Source organism: Pseudonocardia sp. (genome assembly GCF_050250275.1).
GTDB lineage: Bacteria > Actinomycetota > Actinomycetes > Mycobacteriales > Pseudonocardiaceae > Pseudonocardia.
In genome coordinates, this window is record NZ_JBFWOY010000011.1 from 130,655 (window position 1) to 147,537 (window position 16,883).

The window sequence follows — 16,883 nt, forward strand, 5'->3', positions numbered from 1 at the left end:
GCGCGAGCGTCTCGCGGAGGGCCGGCGTCCGCGTAGGTGCGGGGGCTATCTCGATCAGCTGCTGGCGGCAACGCTGCTGCAGCCACGGTCGCCCAACGAGACCGCGTCCACCGTCGCCGGCGATTTGAACCTCGATGTGGCGGGCACCGGATCGGCGGCTGCTCGATGTAGACGATGCAGCTCCCGAACGCGGCCCGTGCGTCCGACGCACGGCCGTCCGCGGGTGCGGCGAGCCGGCTTCGGCCAGGGCCGCATGGGTCCGCGCCCACCGCCTGCCGTTGCCTCGACCATCACCGCGGAGTCGGGGCTGAGATTCGCCGAGTCCATCGGCAGGCACCGGCACCGCGACACCCACGAACTCGGCACGGGTGTGTGCGCGCACCTGGTCAGACGAACGTCAGGGCCGGCATCAGCGCGGCGCCGGGCCGGCACGGCAGTCTCGGAGAGAATCCGTAACCGGGGTGGGTGGCGTCCACGCCGGCCGAGGCCGCCGCCCTGACGGGTCGAGATGGGCGGCGAGCCCGGCACCTGGCAGGCGCACCACGTCGTCGGCCCGGCGTGCGTGCAGGGAGCCGGCGTCGTTCGCGGAACCGAGCTCCCGAGCGCGCAGCGGCAACCCGCCGGCCGCCCGATCAGCTGTGGCGTTCGTGCTCCGTGGTCGGCGCGGGCTTCGGTGCAGCGTCCGCCGGATCGTGGGGATGCGGGGACGAGCGCGATCCACTACGCCCGGGAACCGGCCGGCCCCCGGGCGATGGCGCGTGGCGGACCCCCGCGCCGGTCGGCACGGCGAACCGCATCTGCTGAGTCCTCGTGTCGTCGTGTCGGAGGGTCCCCGACAACGCCGGAGCAGGGGATCGCCGACCTGGCCGGCACCGGACGTCGGTGCGACCGGAGTTACCCCCATGGTCGGGGGCCCCTCCGGTCGCCCGGCGTCAGCAGGGCATCAGGTCCAACGGAACAGCCGCATGGCGTTGCCCGAGGCCATCGCCTCGACCTCGTCCTGGGGGACGCCCGCGAACAGCTTCTCCACCTGCGGCTGGGTGTTCGGGTAGGTGGTCTCGGCGTGCGGGAAGTCGGTCTCGAACGTGATGCGGTCGATGCCGACCCGGTGCCGGAGTTCGACCGCCACCGGCTCCACCACCATGCAGGCGGTGAAGTTGCGCTGGAAGATCTCCGTCGGCGTGTGCTCGATCCTCGCCCCGTCGTCCCACCGGGTGTGGATCTCGAGCATGCGGTCCGCGCGCTCGAGCAGCGCCGGGACCCAGGAGATGCCGCCCTCGGACAGGACGAACTGGATCTTGGGGAACTTGCGCAGGATCGGGCTGAACAGGAGGTTGATGAAGCAGGATGCCGCGTTGGCCTGGACGAGGATGATCGCCGCGCTCCACGGGATCTCCGGCGAGGGAAACGTCAGCTGGCCGCTCGTGGCGACGTGCATGCAGACGACCGTGTCGGTCTCCTCGATCGCCCGCCACATCGGGTCCCACGACTCGGAGAAGAAGGACGGGAGGCCGAGTGGGACCGGGTTCTCCGGCAGGGACACCGCGCGGCCACCGCGGGCGGCGTTGGTACGGATCTCCTGGGCTGCCCGCTCCGGATCCCACAGCGACACCAGCGTCATGGGGACGTAGAAGCTGGGTTCCGCCGCGCACCACTCGTCGAACACGAAGTCGTTCCAGGCGCCGACGCACTCGCCGGCGAGTTCCTTGTCCTTGAAGTCCAGGAACAGGGTGCCGGAGAACTTGGGCAGCGTCGGGAAGCAGATGCTCCCGATGAGCCCGTCCTTTCGCAGCACCTCTGCGCGGGCGCTGGCGTCGTAGTACTCCGGCAGGAGGTCCTCGCGGCGGAGGGGCTGCTCCTGCATGCCCATGGGTGCGTCGTCCTGGCGGCCGCCGACGAACTCGTTCCGCAACGGCATGCTCACCTGGCGGTCCTCGACCAGCCACTTGAGCCCGTCCTCGTCCTCGATCAGCCGGGGACAGACGTCCTGGTACTTCGCCGGGAGCCGGGTCTGCCACAGCTCCGGCGGCTCGAGCAGGTGGTCGTCGGTGCTGAACAGCTTGATCATGATGACTCCCGTGGTGTCTGCACAGTGGGTCGAGCCCACAGCATAGGGACGAATTGAGGCGCCTTAAAGGGCATTCGTGGTCCGATCTGATCGGTGACCTGACGCCACGTGCGAGAGCTCTCCGTCCGGCGGAGACGAACATCGGCCCCTTGCGTCGGTTCAGGTGAGGGACGCGGTGCCTGTCGGTGGTAGGTCACCCCGCTCGGGCGGCCCGGCACGTCGATCACGGTGAACGCCCACGAGTGCGGGTGAATAGAGGAGCTCTATTCACCCGCCTCAGCGACCGTCGCGGGTCGTGTCGGGCTCGCGAAACGGCTGGTCCGTTCGAGGAAGTCGGGTGAGGCGACGAGGTCGACCTGGAGTCGCAGACAGGCTTCGAGGTGTCCGGGCAGCCGCTCGCGCAGTTCGGCGCGACTGAGCTCCACGTAGCCGGTGAGCGTGGCCCGGGGGAGCCGTCCGAGTCGGTCGGCGTCGACATGTGCGGCACTCAGCGCACCGCCGGAGGAGGCCACGGCGAGACCGAGCCGCTCGGCCCCGCTGGGCGTCATGCGCTCCGACGAGCCGAGCGTGGTCCACAAGGCACCGGGGGCCACGTGTTGCATGAGGGAGACGCCGCCGGTCCCCGGGATGAGGCCCAGCGCGGCCCAGCCCTGGGCGAGCCAGCCGTCCGGGCCGATGATGCGGTGGTCGCAGGCCAGCGCCACATCGAGGCCGATGCCGATGGCGGGACCGTCGATGGCGGCGATCGTCGGCACGGGCAGGCCGACGAGCGTGGTGATGAGCTTCTGGAAGACGCCGTAGATGTTGTCGCGGACGACGGCGGGGCCGCGGGCGGCGAGCTCGCGCAGCGCGGTGAGGTCGCCGCCCGCGCTGAAAGCGCCGTTCCCGGTCAGGATGACGACCTTGACGTCCGGGTCGTGACCGACCTCGACAAGGGCGTCGGTGAGCTCTCGGCCCTGGGGAGGGCCGAGAACGTTGCGCTTCTGTGGCCAGTCGAGCGTGACGACCGCCGCGGGACCTTGCCGTGAGATCCGTACTGGCACGAGTCCTCCTGATGTCGACGTGTGGTCGGGTGGGGCGTGCGGTAGCGCACGTCGCGAGCTCTTCGATGCCTTCGACGGGGCGTGCATGCGGTCGGCCGTGAGGTGATCGCCCGCGCGACGAGCCCACCTGCACCACGGCCCGGCGACGCCCGCCGACGACGCCGGAGCCGGGACCGGGTAGGCGGCTGCCCGTCTCCCGGTGCCGGATGGTGACACTTCCGTGGTTCCCCGCCCCGCGACTCGGCGCGAGGGGAACCTCCTCCGCCGCCGAGCGCGCTCAAGGGGCCCGTTGTTCATGACACGAGCGGGAGATTAGCGTACTCATCCTGTTTCTGCGTAGACGATCTCAGCAGGTTTGCCTCCGGGGATCCGGGCGGGTGCGGGTCGCAGCGGCGCCCGGTGGCGTGACGACCATCCGTCGGATGCAAGCGCTCCGCGCACGCGCTCATCCGAACTTGCCTGGTGTCAGGGGGGTTCTCGACGAGGGCGGGGCGGCTGGTCAGCGGCAAAGGGGCGTCGGCGGCCGGCCCCGCAGCGCCGTGTGATACATGGCCAAGCATTGATCGTTTGACAGGGCAGTGACCTAATAGGTACACTTATTCCGGTTGTGACGGCGCCGGCGGCATCGCGCGTCGAGTTGCATCACCGAGCGGTACACGCTCGAAGAGCTGAAAGAGGGTTCCGCGCGCACGCCGCGGGCGAAACGATCCGCGGCCTCGTCGTCCAGGTGGATCGGGGTCGGGCTTCGCCGACGTCACCGTCGAGCCCGAGGCGAGGCGCCGGCCTCGGCGCCCTACCGCAGCCGGCCACGGCGTTCGAGGACGGTCGTGGAGCTCACCGAGGTGTCGCGATGGCGCGGCGCCCGACGAAGTCTGGGAGGAGTGCGCCTGTGACAACTGACATGACCGGTCGCCGCGAGGAGGTCGTGGCTCGCTTCCGGCCTGGCTCCGGGGCCGTGGCACGCTCGGCGGACGCCGCCGGGCGGGTGGTCCCCGCCGGGTGGCGACTGTCGTGGGACCGGGGTGACCGGTCGTGACGTCGCCCCTGTCGATCGGCCGCTACCGCCTTCTCCCCGTGAAGGACGGGGCCTTCCGCATGCCGCGCAACTTCCTCGGTGACGGCCGCGAGCACCCCGAACTGCTCTCGGACGACGGCAAGGTGTGGCTGCCGATCGGCGCCTTCCTCATGCCGGGCGACGAGCCGCTGCTCATCGACGCGGGGCTGGCCCACGGATTCCCCAAGCCCGAGATCATGACCGGGGGCGCGCTGCTCGACGAGCTGGCCACCCTGGGGACTCGTCCGGAGGACGTGCGGCACCTTGCCCTCAGCCACCTGCACCCCGACCACGTCGGCTGGGTGGCCACCAAGCGCGGCGGCGTGACCTTCCCGAACGCCCAGGTGTACATCGCCCAGGGCGACTGGGACCACTTCATCGACGCGGCCAACTACGGACCGCCACCCTGGGTTCGGCAGGCGCTCTGCGACCTGGCCGAGCGGGGGCGGGTCACGATCATCGAGGGGGAGCGGCAGATCGTTCCGGGCCTGACCGCGCTGCCCGCCCCGGGACACACCCCCGGCCACACCGTGTTCGTGGTCCACGACGGACGCGAGCGAGCCATGCTGCTCGGGGACGCGATCTATTGCCCTCAGCAGCTCACCGCGGTGGACTGGAGCGCGGCCACCGACGTGGATCCGGTGCTGGCCCGGCAGACCCGCGAGTGGCTGTGGCGGGAGATCGACAGCTCGGGAGCCGCCGCGGTGGGCCCCCATTTCCCCGGACTGCAGGCGGGTCGGGTGCTCGGTCGCAGGTGGCAGGCGGTACCGCATGCCTGACCAGACGGCCGGGACCGCAACGCCGACGGTCGCCGGCGTCCTCGCCCGCGAGCACCATGAGGCGGAGATGTTCCGCGGGTACGGCCGCCACGGAGGGACCGGCGGCGCGTCGGCGGCGAGGTCGCGGTGGAACTGATCGCCGGCCGGCGGGCACGTTGTCGCGACGGGTGGCCCGGCGCGAACCACTGCAGCCCACGGTGACGAGTCGTCTCGTCGCGACCGTCACGCAGCAGGTTGCCCGGGCACGGCCCCCGACGACGGCCCGGGCCGTGCCGAAGCGGGGCCGTTCGCGGGCCGGAGTCCTCCGCGCGCCCATTGTGGACCCGATCACCTGGAGGCGCTGTGCGCACGTTGCTAGAAGGAGTCCGGGTCCTGGATTCAGGGATCCTCCTGGGCGGCTCGACAGGGATGCATCTCGCGGACCTGGGCGCCGACGTCATCAAGATCGAATCACCCACGGTGGGCGACTACTTGCGGGACTTCCTCGGGCAGGTCACACCGCATCACAGCCCCGCATTCATGGAGTGCAACAGGAACAAGCGCAGCGTTGCGCTGAACCTGAAGCAGGAGAGGGGCCGGGAGGTCTTCTACGAGCTCCTCGCGACCGCCGACGTCTTCATCGACGGCTTCGTCGCCGGACAGGCGGAGAAGCTGGGGATCGGCTACGAGGCTCAGCGGCGGGCGAAACCGGACATCGTCTACCTCCAGTTCACCGGGTTCGGCTCCAACGGCCCGTACGCGACCGTCCCGACGCACGGCCTGCTCATGAACGCGCTCGCCGGTGCGATCCCGGTGGCCGTGGACGAGCGTGGATGGGTGGTGGACGCGCCGAACGAGGACGTGTGGGAGGGGACGACGAGCGGTGGCGACGCCAGCGCGTCGGCGGCCGCCTATGCCGCCATGTACATCCTCGCCGCGCTCGTGCACCGGGCCCGCACCGGTGAGGGATGTCGTCTCGATGCGGCGGGATCGGATGCGGTGATCGCCGCCGGCCACGTCGCGGCAGTGACCAACCTGAACTTCGAACGGATCGCCGACCGGGGTCAGCTGGAGGGGACGAAGCTGATCGATCCCGACCTGACGTCCAAGTACACGCACTATCGCACCAAGGACGATCGCGTCGTCCTGTTCGCGGGTATCGAGCACAAGTTCTGGGACAACTTCTGCCGAGCCGTGGCCCGGGAGGACCTGTTGGTGCACAAGGACTCGTCGCGTCCCGCCGACTGGGGCCTGGTGCCGGGTCTCCGCCAGGAGGTCAGTGACATCTTCGCCTCGAGGACCCTCGACGAGTGGATGGACCTCGCAGTCAGCCACGACATCCCGATGGGGCCCACGAACCGCATCACGGACCTGTTGTCGGACGCGCAGCTCCGGGCCCGCGAGATCCTGGTCGAGTCGGAGCACCCCGGCGCGGGACCGTTCACCTTCGTGGGGTCGCCGGTGATGGTGCAGGGGCAGCCCTTCGAGATCCTGCGACACTCGCCGGAGCGGGGCCAACAGACCGAAGAGATTCTGGGCGAGCTCGGCTACGAGAGCCGGCAGATCCAGGAACTACGTGACAGCGGCACCATCTGACGCAGAGCGGAGTGTCGCGCTGCGAGCGGTGCGGCGTGCACCGGCTCGCACCAACGGCTCGCGCAGCCGGTCCTCCGTCGCGCCGCTACCGGGTTCCGGGGCCGGACCTCCGAGAGCCATGGCCGGTCCGCGTCCTGCGCGGACCCGGAAAGTCCGTCAGTAGTTTACCAGGTTGACCTGATACGTTCGGTTCGGTAACGCTCATCCCGTGGCGCTGCAGCTCGGTTCGGCTGCCAGACGCGCGCCCGAGCGCAAACTCGGACCCTGGAAGAAAGACTTGCTGCAGTGACATCTGAACGAAGGCGGAACGTCCTCGTGGCCGGGGTGTATGCGACCCGGCAGGCGCGCTCCCTCGCGCCGGCGACGTCGCTCGAGCTGATCCTGGAGGCGGTCCGAGGCGCTGTCGCCGATGCCGGACTGGAGCTCGGTGACGTCGACGGGGTCGCGGTGGACTGGCCGGGGCCAGGGGGGCTGGTCGGCGACTGCGCTTCCTGGGCGCCGGTGATCGGTCACGAACTCGCGTGGGTCGGCTCCGCACAGCTGGACAACGCAGGAGCCCGCGGAGTCCTCAAGGCGGCAGCGGCGATCCAAGCCGGCCTGTGCGATGTCGCCGTCGTCGGAGGCGGTCAGTCGGGGGCCTACACCTCGAACGTCGATCCGGGCGCGGTCACGGAGTTCGTGACGTGGACCGGGGCCTCCGTCATGGCGCAGTTCGCGTTGGTGGCCCAGCGGCACATGCACGAGTTCGGAACAACTCCCGAGCAGCTCGCGACGGTTGCTGCGACCATCCGCAACAACGGGTCGGTCAACCCCGAAGCGATCATGTTCGAGCGTGGGCCGTACGGGGTGAGGGATGTCCTGGCCTCTCGCTTCGTCGCCGAACCGCTGCATCTCCTCGACTGCTGTCTGGTGGGGGAGGGCGCGGCTGCAGTCGTGCTCGTGGCCGCGGACCGGCGGCCGGACCTGCGGCAACCAGCTGTGGAGCTGCTCGGCGGAGGGATGGGGTTCGGAGACGGAGGTTATGTCGCGCCGCCCAGCCTGACGAAAGCGCGCGCGGTCGGCACGAGTGCAGCGCGCCGGATGTTCGGGCTCGCGGGCGTCCGGCCGTCCGACGTCGACGTGTTCTGCTTGTACGACGCCACGTCGTTCGAAGTGATCCACCATCTCGAGACGCTCGGTGTCTGCGAGTTCGGGGAGGGCGGCCCGTTCGTCGAGAGTGGCGCGATCGGCCGCGACGGCTCGGCCCCGGTCAACCCGGACGGTGGATGCCTGGCCTTCGCCTGGAACGGCACGCAGCAGATGACCCTGAAGGTCATCGAGTGCATCCGGCAGTTGCGGGGGACCGCGGTCAACCCGGTCGACCGCGACGTCGACGTCGCCGTGGCGACGAACGCCGGATCGGGCGCGAACCACATCGAGATGGCGGTGTTCGGGAAGTGAGCGAGCAGGCGAACGCTGTGACCGCGCCGTTCTGGGCCGCTCTGTCCGCGGGCGTCCTCACCGTGCCGACCTGCGACGAGTGTGGACGCACCTTCTTCCCTCCGGTCATCGTGTGTACGCACTGCGCCGGGTCGTGGAAGTGGGGTGAGGCGACCGGGAGGGGAGTGGTCTACAGCTTCAGCGTCGTGCACCGTCACGACGCGCTTCCGACGCCGTGGGTCCTGGCCGTGGTTCGCCTCGAATGCGGGCCGCTCTTCCTGACGCGGCTGGTCGGCATCGAGCCCGGCGCGGTAGAGGTCGGCCTGGAGGTTGTTCTGCAGCCGACGAGTGACGGCGACGGCACGCTCGTCCCGACCTTCGGCCCTGCGACTCCGGAGGTCGTCTCCCGATGACGGGCCGAGCCACGTTCGACCCACTGAGCTCGCCCTTCGCCGACCGACGGGTCATCGACCTGTCCGAGGGCATCGCCGGTGGATACTGCACCAAGTTGCTCGCCGACGCCGGTGCCGAAGTGATCAAGGTCGAGAGCGGTACCGGGGACTTCCTGCGGCATCGGAACCACGGACGCGATGACGCGGGCGACTCACCGCTCTTCCGGTTGCTCGCCGCGTCGAAGTCGAGCGTCCTGGTGGATCCGCAGCTACCCACGGACGTCGAGTTCGTGAGGTCGCTGATCGCTGCCGCGGACGTCGTGGTGTGGTCCTCGGACTCGGCGCTGGCGAAGGTGGAGGCCCTGCATCCGGAGACGATCCGCGCCGGGTTCCCGGCGACGTCGGTGGTGGCGATCAGTCCGTTCGGCCTGCACGGTCCCTGGGCGCACCGGGCAGCGACGGATCTGACCATCCAGGCATGGGCGGGCGGGCTCGGGCAGCGCGGGAACCCGGGGCAGCCTCCGGTCGCGGTCGGCGGAGAGGTCGACGCGTGGTCCGCGGGCACCTACGCCGCCTCGGCGGCGCTCGCCACGCTCCTCGGGGACGACCCGTTCGGTGCCCTGATCGACGTCTCGATCCTGGAGACCAGTGCGACGACGCATGCCCTGCATCCGGTCACCTATCGCTCGATGGCGGGCAAGCCGTTCCAGTCGGTTCCCTACGTCAACATCCCGGGCATCGAGCGGACGAAGGACGGCCTCGTCGGGTTCATGATCATCACCGGGCAGCAGTGGCAGGACTTCTGTGTCCTCGTCGAGCGGTTCGACTGGCTCGAGGACGAGTCCTTGATGTACTTGACCAAGCGCAACGCGCGCGCGGACGAGGTGCATGCGGGCATCGAGGCGTGGTGCGCGGCGCGTACGACCGATGAGATCGTCGAGCTGGCCTCGACGTTGCGCATCCCGGTGGCGCCGATCGGCAACGGCCGGACGGTGACGACGATCGAGCACTTCTCGGCGATCAATGCGTTCGTGCGCAGTGCGGACGGCACGTTCGTCCAGCCGAGCCGGAGTTTCCGCATCGATGGTGATTCGGCATACGAACCGGGGCCGGCGCCGCGCCTGGGTCAGCACACGGAGCAGGTGCGCGCGGCGGAGACGACACCTCGGACGACGGGGGACGCGGAGCCGCACGCGCCGTCGCTACCTTTCGAGGGTCTCCGTGTCGCCGATCTGACGCAGTTCTGGGCGGGGCCGTCCATGTCTCACTTCCTGGGGATGCTCGGGGCCGAGGTCATTCACCTGGAATCGACCCGCCGGCCCGACCAGATCCGCAACAACTCGGTCCGCGCACTGACGGAGGCCGATTGGTGGGAATGGTCGCCGATGTACCAGGGCCTGAACACCAACAAGCTCGACGTGACCCTCGACATTTCGAACGCCCGGGGCCGCGAACTCGCGCTGAAATTGTTTGCGCAGTGCGACGTCCTGGTGGAGAACTTCAGCCCGCGTGTTCTGGACAATCTGGATCTGACGTTCGAGGACTTGCACGAGGTCAACCCTCGTCTCATCGTCGTGCGGATGCCCGGGTTCGGACTGTCCGGCCCATGGCGTGACTTCACCGGTTATGCCCAGACCTTGGAACAGGCCTCGGGCATGGCATGGCTGACGGGACATCCGGATTCTCCGCCCATCGTGCCGAATGGTCTGTGCGATCCCCTGTCGGGTGCGCACGCCGTGGTCGGTCTGATCGAGGCGTTGGTACGCCGTCGCACGACGGGCCTGGGCGGCCTGGTCGAGGCCCCCATGATCCTGACGGCGCTGAACCTCGCCGCCGAACAGGTGGCGGAGTACACCGCCCACGGACATCTCCTTCGCCGGACCGGGAACAAGAGCTCCGTCATCGCGCCGCAGAACCTGTACCTCGCGGCTGACGAGGAGGACGGCACACGCCGCCGGTGGGTGGCCATCGCGGTCTCCGACGACGCACAGTGGACGTCGCTGTGCCGCGTCCTCGACCGGCCGGACTGGCTGGAGGATGCGCGTTTCCACACGGCGGGCGGCCGTTGCGCGCATCAGCCCGAGCTGGACGAGGCCATCGCGGCCTGGTGCGCGGTGCGCGCGAGCGATGACATCGTCGGCACGTTGTGGGAGAGCGACGTCCCCGTGGCCAAGGTGCTGATGCCCCACGAGCTGGACGACATCCCCCAACTGGACGCGCGGCGTTTCTGGCAGGACCTCGACCACCCGCTGGTGGGGCGCATCAAGGTCGGTGGACATCCGGCAGCGATGTCGAACGTGCCACTGCCGCTCCACCGTTCGCCTGCGCCGGTGCTCGGACAGCACAACGAGCAGGTCCTGTGCGGCCTGCTCGGGATCAGTGAGGCCGAGTTCGCCGCGCTGGAGGACGGCGGGCTGGTCGGGACGATTCCGGCGGGTGCCACGATCCAGTGGTAGCGGCCGCGAGGTGATTCGCCTGTCGTCGAATCACGGGCCTGGCCGCACGTCCGACCGTGCGAGGACGTCGCTGTGCCTCTGCTGACACGACGGCCCGCCCACGAGGTGTGCACCTCGCAGGCGGGCCCTCGCAGGTGGAATGGTCGAGGCGCCGTCCTACCCCGTCATCCAGTCACCTGTCGGGCCTCGTGCCCGCCAAGGGTGGGGTCGTCGTAGAAGGCGGTCATCGATACGATCCTGCCGTCGCGGATGACGTACTTCTCCAGGACCGCGACGTCGACCGCGGTGCTCTCACCGGTCGGGACAAGGCTCATTCGTACCTCGAGGACGGCGATGTCGTCGTCGGCATAGAGCCCGACCGTCTCCGCGGAGCGAACGGACCATGCGGCCGCCTGTGCGGCAATGAGCTCGTCCATTCCTGACAAGCCGACCCAGGTGCTCGGGTACGGTAGGGCCGACGGATAATTGAATGTGACGGCCTCGACGTCCACCAGCTTTTCCAGGGCCGCGCGATCGCGTGCCCTTCTCGCCTGGATGTAGTCCTCGACAACCTTGCGACTCTGTTCCCGTGTGTTGCTCACGCCTGAACCGTATCGCGGAATGCGCGTGCTGAGCGACTTCTCGGCGCATCTCGAGGAATGAATCGCCTCGCCCTTCTCACAATGCGTTTCGCAGCATCGCGTCGACTTCGCGTTCGATGAAATCGAACCCGGCTGCACTTCCGGGTAGCACTCCGACCATCGACAAGAACGAATGCATCTGCCCCTCGAACCGTCGATGAGTGACACGGACCCCTGCGTCACGCAGCCGGTCGGCGTAGGCCTCGCCCTCCTCCGCCAGCACGTCGTGTTCCGCGGTGATCACCACCGTCGGCGGGAGGCCGCTCAGGTCGGGTGCCCGCCCAGGTGAAGCCTCGGGATCGCGGCGAAGGGCCACGTCGGGCAGGTACATGCTCCAGAACCACTCCATGCTCGCTCGATCCAGCAGTAGCTGGTTGGCGGGATCCAGGTATCCGTCCCGGTCCAGGTCGCAGTCCGTCACGGGGTAGCAGAGCAGCTGCCCGGCCAGCGGCGGCGCGCCACGTCGGGTCGCGCGTTGGGCGACGACGGCGGCCAGGTTGCCGCCGGCGCTGTCACCGGAGACCAGCAGCGGGAGGCGCTGTCCGGAGTCGACCGTCAGATGCTCCGCAGCCCAGCGCAGTGCGGTCCACGCGTCCTCCACGGGAACCGGGAAGGCGTGTTCGGGCGCGAGGCGGTAGTCCACGAGTGCGACGAGGCAGTTGGTCCGCGCCGCCACTTCGGTGCCGAATGCGGTGAAGGCGGCGGCGGAGCTGAGGGCCCAGCCACCTCCGTGGTAGTGGACGATCACGGCACGGGACCGGCCGTGCGGACGGAGCACCCGGATGCCGAATCCCCCGTCCGGCCCGTCGATCGTCACGTCGCTGACCTCGGCCACCGATCGCTCCGTTCGCGCCATCGACACCCCGGCGGCCGCACGCGCCTGGTCGAGCGGCAACTCGTACAGCCTGGGCGCAGCACGCGCGGCAATCTGGTCGATCAGGGCCTGGGAGGCGGCGTCCAAGGTCATCTTCGGCGTCCCCTTCTGTCCGGTTCGGGAAGGAGATGTCGGCCCGGACACACGGCCGGTCATCAGGAAGCGCCGTCGCCGGCGGCGGTGATCTGCGGCAGCCCGGAGGGGGCGCTCGCACACTCGGGCGGGGCACGTGCCCAGGGAACCTAGCGGCTGCGCAAGAACTCCGCCAGCACGATGTCCCATCGACAGATGACACTCAGATCCGCTCCGGGGCGGCGCCCGCACTCTGCGCGGGGTTGACAACCAGGTCCACCTCGTTACGTTAGTCATGGCGGCAGGGACCGCGTGCCGGAGCGGTGGCCACCGTTCGAGCCGCAGTCCCGAAGGATCTTCGCCGGCGCGCGGGCCGGTGAGGACCCGCGTGGCCGGGTTCGCCAGGAATGTGCGGGCTCGATCACCGCGCCGGCGACGGACCTGTCCGCTGATGTGGGCCCGCGTGCTCCCGAGGGTGGGCGGGGTTCGCCACGGCGACTGAACACCTACGGCAATGAAGGCGGATGGACATGGCCAGCTCAACTGCAACGAGGGACGCTCCGGATGGGGACAGCGCCCTGGTCAAGGACCTCGTGATCGTGGGGGCCGGTCCTGCGGGCCTGTACCAGCTCTACAAGGCCCGGGAGATCGGGCTGGATGCGGTCGTGGTGGAGCGGGGCGGCGGTGTGGGCGGGACCTGGTACTGGAACAGGTACCCGGGCCTGGTGGTGGACGCGCCGAGCTTCGACTACTCCTACTCGTTCTCGCCGGAGCTGGAGCAGGAGTGGGAGTGGAGCACGTGGTATCCGTCGCAGCCTGAGGTGCTGTCCTACCTGGAGCACGTGGCGGAGCGGTTCGACCTCCTGAAGGACATCCGGCTCAACACGGCGGTCGTGGGCGCGCAGTGGCAGGCGGATGAGGGCCGGTGGGTCGTCGAGCTCGCCGACGGCGGAACGATCAGTACCCGGTTCTGCGTCATGGCCACGGGGTGTCTGTCCGAACCGCGAGCGCCGGAGATCGACGGTGTGGACACGTTCGCCGGTCGCGTGCTGCACACCGGGACCTGGCCGCACGAGGCGGTGGACTTCGCCGGGAAGCGAGTGGGCATCGTCGGCACCGGGTCCTCGGGTGTGCAGACGTTGCCGGTCGTCGCCCAGACCGCGGCCAGTGTCACGCTGTTCCAGCGCACGCCCGGCTTCTCCGTGCCGGCTCGGAACCGGCCGTTGACGGAGGAGGAGACCGCCGAGGTCAAGGCGACCTATCGGGCGCGGCGCGAGCAGACGCGGCACTCTCCGGGCGGACTGCTGTTCCCGCCGGCCGAGAAGTCGGTCTTCGAGGCTACGCCGGAGGAGCGGCAGGCGAGGTTCGAGAGGTACTGGGAACTCGGCTGGCCGGTGACCCTGACCTACACCGATGTCTCCACGGACAAGGCGGCCAACGACATCGTCGCCGACTTCGTCCGGGGCAAGATCCGGGAGATCGTGCAGGATCCGGAGCGCGCGGACCTGCTGACCCGCCAGGACTACCCCATCGGCACCAAGCGGATCATCCTGGACACCAACTACTACGACACGTTCAACCGGGACAACGTCGACCTCGTCGATGTGCGGACGACGCCGATCGTCAGCATCGACGCCGACGGTGTCAACACCACCGACGCACACTACGACCTGGACATCCTGATCTTCGCGACCGGCTTCGACGCCATCACCGGTGCGCTGCTCGCGATGGACATCGTCGGAGAGCAGGGGGTGCGCCTGCGCGACGAGTGGGCTGCGGGGCCGCGGACCTACCTGGGGCTGTCGGTCGCGCACTTCCCGAACCTCTTCCTTGCAACCGGCCCGGGCAGTCCCTCCGTCATCAGCAACGTGTTCGTCTCGATCGAGCAGCACATCGAGTGGTTCAGCGACCTGTTCGCCCATATGCGCGACCACAACCTGGCCACGGTCGTCGCCACCGTGGATGCGCAGGACGACTGGGTGTCGAAGGTGAACGCGGTCGCGGCGCGGACGCTCTACCCGACGGCGGCGTCGTGGTACATGGGCGCCAACGTCCCCGGCAAGCCGCGGGTGTTCATGCCGTTCCTGGGTGGAGTGGGGAACTACCGCAAGATCTGTGACGAGGTGGTGACCGACGGCTACCGGGGCTTCGTGTTCGAGCCGCTCGATGCGCAGGTACCGGACGAGGCGACCGCGCGGGTCGCCGACGCCACCACTGCGGCCGCCCGCTGATCGGTGTGTCGCCACTGCGCGCAGCCCCACGCCGAGGGCACGCCGACGGACGGTCGGGCACGAAACCAGCTTCGTACGGGAACTTCATCATCGGGCCGCTCGGGCGGCACATCGTCAACGAACCTCAGGGGTGAACGCAGTGCCTCGATCTGTCAAGGCGGCCGTGCAGTGGGAAATCGGCCAGAAGTGGACGGTCGAGGAGGTGGAACTGGCTGACCCGATCGGCGACGAGGTGCTCGTCGAGGTCAAGGCGTGCGGGCTGTGTCACTCCGATGACCACAACATCACCGGTGACGCCCCCTCGGCCGTGCCGGTCGTCGGCGGGCACGAGGCTTCCGGGATCGTGCGGGCCATCGGCCCGGCGGTGAACCGGGTGCAGGTCGGCGACCGGGTCGTTCTGGTGGCGACGCCGTTCTGCGGCAAGTGTGCCTACTGCGCGACCGGCAGGGGCGCGCTGTGCGACCAGAACGCCTTCGTCATGAAGGGCCACGCCCCCGAGGGCCACTACCGGTTCACCAAGGACGGCACCGGGATCGGCAGCTACGCCCAGGTGGGCGGATTCGCCGAGTGGACCGTGATGTCCCAGACCCAGGTCATCAAGATCGACGACGACATCCCGTTCGAGGTGGCGGCGATCGTGGCGTGCGGAATCGCCACCGGCTACGGCAGTTCCGTGAACGTCGCCGCCGTGCGACCCGGCGACACCGTCGTCGTCGTGGGGGTCGGCGGTGTCGGGGTCGGTGCGGTGCAGGGCGCGGTCATCGCCGGCGCCGCCTCCGTGATCGCGGTGGATCCCTTGGCTCCGCGACGCGATGCCGTGATGCGGTTCGGCGCCACCCACGCGGTGGCCACCCTCGAGGAGGCCAGGGCGATCCTGGCGACGGAGACGCGAGGCGTGATGGCCGAGTCCGTCATCCTCACGGCGAGCGTGGTGCCCGGCACCCTCATCGGTATGGCCAGCGATCTGGTGGCCAAGGGTGGCAAGTTGGTGGTCACCGGTGTCGTGCCGTGGAAGGAACGCAACATCCCGATCAACGTCAGCGCCTTCCTCATGTACGGCCGCACCCTCGGCGGGAACGTCTGGGGCTTCACGCACACCTACGACGACCTGCCCCGCATCTTCAAGCTCTACCGGGCCGGTCGCCTCAAGATCGACGAGATGGTCACCAGGACCTACCCCCTCCACGAGGTGAACGAGGGCTACGCCGACATGCACGCCGGCGTGAACACTCGCGGGGTGCTCGTCTTCTAGGTCCTGGCCCGGCGGCACCTCGGGAGCGGCCGGCGGCGGTTCGCCGGCGGCCGCTCCCTGGCCGTGGGCACGGACGTGCCTGTGCAGGATTCGCGGGAACGCAGCCCGCTCGGTGTCGTGGACTGCCCTGCTCACCGACGCCGAGTGGGCGGTGATCGCCTCATCACTGCCCTCGTCGACGGGTCGCCGTGGCCGCCGGTTCCGCGATGACCGCCGGGTGGCCACAGGAGTCCGCGCCGATGGCGGTAGCTGATCGGCACGAGCCTCACCTCGGGCACAGGGGAAGGTCGAGCTACACGAACCCGCCGGCCGAACCCGCTGATCACGCCCTCGGCCCGGGGGCGGGCTGTCGCCGAAGACCCGTCAGCTCGTCGACGGCCACGGCTACCCGCTGGTCGTACTCGTCGGCCCGGCCAGGCCGGTGACGCCCCTGATGTTCGCGCACCTGAGCATCGCCCGCCCCGGTGCCGGGCGGCCCCGGACTCGACGGGATGCGCGCGGACAGGACCTGCTCCTCGCGGGCACCTGCGGTCGCGGCGGATCGTCGCTGGACCGCCTGGCCACCGAGGACACCGCACACGCCCAGGTTCTCGCGGTGGTCGTCCGCCCGCGTTCGGCGCCCTCGACCGCCGCAAGCGCAACGTCGTCGAGCGCGGGTTCTGCTCGGTCGAGCAGTGGCGTGGCCCGGCCACCCGCCAGGACAAGCGGTCGATCAGTGACGCGGAGGCAGATCAGCGCGGTTGAGTGTTCTGTGTCGCGGCCGCGGCTCCATCGCTGCCGCCCGACGGCACACGATTCTGCGGTCGGTGAGGGTCGACACTCCGAGCCGCTCGCTGTTGATCCGACATCCTGCCGGGGAGCCTGGGGGCGCCGCTCCGACCCGTCCGCGTGCAGCCCGGACCCCGCCTGTAACCCATTGCAGCACAACGTGATCCGGGCCAGTGGGAACGGGGACCTCGCCCGGCACGCGGCCGGGACGCCTGATACCGGACTCGCACCCTGCAGCGGAACCCCCCACCCCGTGGGAGCCGGCGAAATCTTGACTGCA

12 protein-coding genes are annotated in these 16,883 nt (G+C 69.6%); 8 read left to right on the forward strand and 4 right to left on the reverse strand.

Annotated elements, in window-relative coordinates; translation table 11 throughout:
- Positions 1–943: 943 nt before the first annotated feature.
- Together AB7F12_RS12685 and AB7F12_RS12690 are read right to left on the reverse strand one after the other, a co-directional pair.
- On the reverse strand, positions 944–2,068 hold the full coding sequence (locus AB7F12_RS12685) for an amidohydrolase family protein (RefSeq protein WP_098960321.1): 1,125 nt from the start codon (positions 2,066–2,068) through the stop codon (positions 944–946).
- A gap of 263 nt (positions 2,069–2,331) precedes the next feature.
- Positions 2,332–3,111 carry an enoyl-CoA hydratase/isomerase family protein gene (locus tag AB7F12_RS12690; RefSeq protein WP_428501828.1) on the reverse strand — a complete coding sequence of 260 codons (780 nt, stop codon included), beginning with the start codon at positions 3,109–3,111 and terminating at the stop codon, positions 2,332–2,334.
- Between the two features lie 1,032 nt (positions 3,112–4,143).
- Here AB7F12_RS12690 and AB7F12_RS12695 point away from each other — a divergent pair.
- The 6 genes from AB7F12_RS12695 to AB7F12_RS12720 all read left to right on the forward strand — a co-directional run bounded on the left by AB7F12_RS12695 (position 4,144) and on the right by AB7F12_RS12720 (position 10,786).
- Positions 4,144–4,944 carry an MBL fold metallo-hydrolase gene (locus tag AB7F12_RS12695; RefSeq protein ID WP_428516507.1) on the forward strand — a complete coding sequence of 267 codons (801 nt, stop codon included), beginning with the start codon at positions 4,144–4,146 and terminating at the stop codon, positions 4,942–4,944.
- Positions 4,937–5,080 carry a hypothetical protein gene (locus AB7F12_RS12700; protein ID WP_428501909.1) on the forward strand — a complete coding sequence of 48 codons (144 nt, stop codon included), beginning with the start codon at positions 4,937–4,939 and terminating at the stop codon, positions 5,078–5,080. Before AB7F12_RS12695 ends, AB7F12_RS12700 begins: the two co-directional genes overlap by 8 nt.
- 206 nt (positions 5,081–5,286) lie before the next feature.
- Entirely contained in the window at positions 5,287–6,519 is a 1,233-nt protein-coding gene (locus AB7F12_RS12705; protein WP_428501910.1) for a CaiB/BaiF CoA transferase family protein, read from the forward strand.
- 702 nt (positions 6,520–7,221) lie between these two features.
- Positions 7,222–7,959 (forward strand): thiolase C-terminal domain-containing protein, encoded by a 738-nt coding sequence (locus tag AB7F12_RS12710; RefSeq protein WP_428516505.1) that lies wholly within the window; start codon positions 7,222–7,224, stop codon positions 7,957–7,959.
- Positions 7,956–8,351 carry a Zn-ribbon domain-containing OB-fold protein gene (locus AB7F12_RS12715; RefSeq protein WP_172457757.1) on the forward strand — a complete coding sequence of 132 codons (396 nt, stop codon included), beginning with the start codon at positions 7,956–7,958 and terminating at the stop codon, positions 8,349–8,351. Before AB7F12_RS12710 ends, AB7F12_RS12715 begins: the two co-directional genes overlap by 4 nt.
- Positions 8,348–10,786: a CoA transferase gene (locus tag AB7F12_RS12720; RefSeq protein ID WP_428501912.1), complete on the forward strand. Its 2,439-nt coding sequence runs from the start codon at positions 8,348–8,350 to the stop codon at positions 10,784–10,786. Before AB7F12_RS12715 ends, AB7F12_RS12720 begins: the two co-directional genes overlap by 4 nt.
- 164 nt (positions 10,787–10,950) lie before the next feature.
- Here AB7F12_RS12720 and AB7F12_RS12725 read toward each other — a convergent pair whose 3' ends face one another.
- Positions 10,951–11,367: a nuclear transport factor 2 family protein gene (locus AB7F12_RS12725; RefSeq protein ID WP_428501913.1), complete on the reverse strand. Its 417-nt coding sequence runs from the start codon at positions 11,365–11,367 to the stop codon at positions 10,951–10,953.
- A gap of 76 nt (positions 11,368–11,443) precedes the next feature.
- On the reverse strand, positions 11,444–12,373 hold the full coding sequence (locus AB7F12_RS12730) for an alpha/beta hydrolase (protein ID WP_428501914.1): 930 nt from the start codon (positions 12,371–12,373) through the stop codon (positions 11,444–11,446).
- A gap of 509 nt (positions 12,374–12,882) precedes the next feature.
- Here AB7F12_RS12730 and AB7F12_RS12735 point away from each other — a divergent pair.
- Positions 12,883–14,583 carry a flavin-containing monooxygenase gene (locus AB7F12_RS12735; RefSeq protein ID WP_428501915.1) on the forward strand — a complete coding sequence of 567 codons (1,701 nt, stop codon included), beginning with the start codon at positions 12,883–12,885 and terminating at the stop codon, positions 14,581–14,583.
- Between the two features lie 139 nt (positions 14,584–14,722).
- Positions 14,723–15,835: an alcohol dehydrogenase catalytic domain-containing protein gene (locus AB7F12_RS12740; RefSeq protein ID WP_428501916.1), complete on the forward strand. Its 1,113-nt coding sequence runs from the start codon at positions 14,723–14,725 to the stop codon at positions 15,833–15,835.
- Positions 15,836–16,883 lie beyond the last annotated feature (1,048 nt).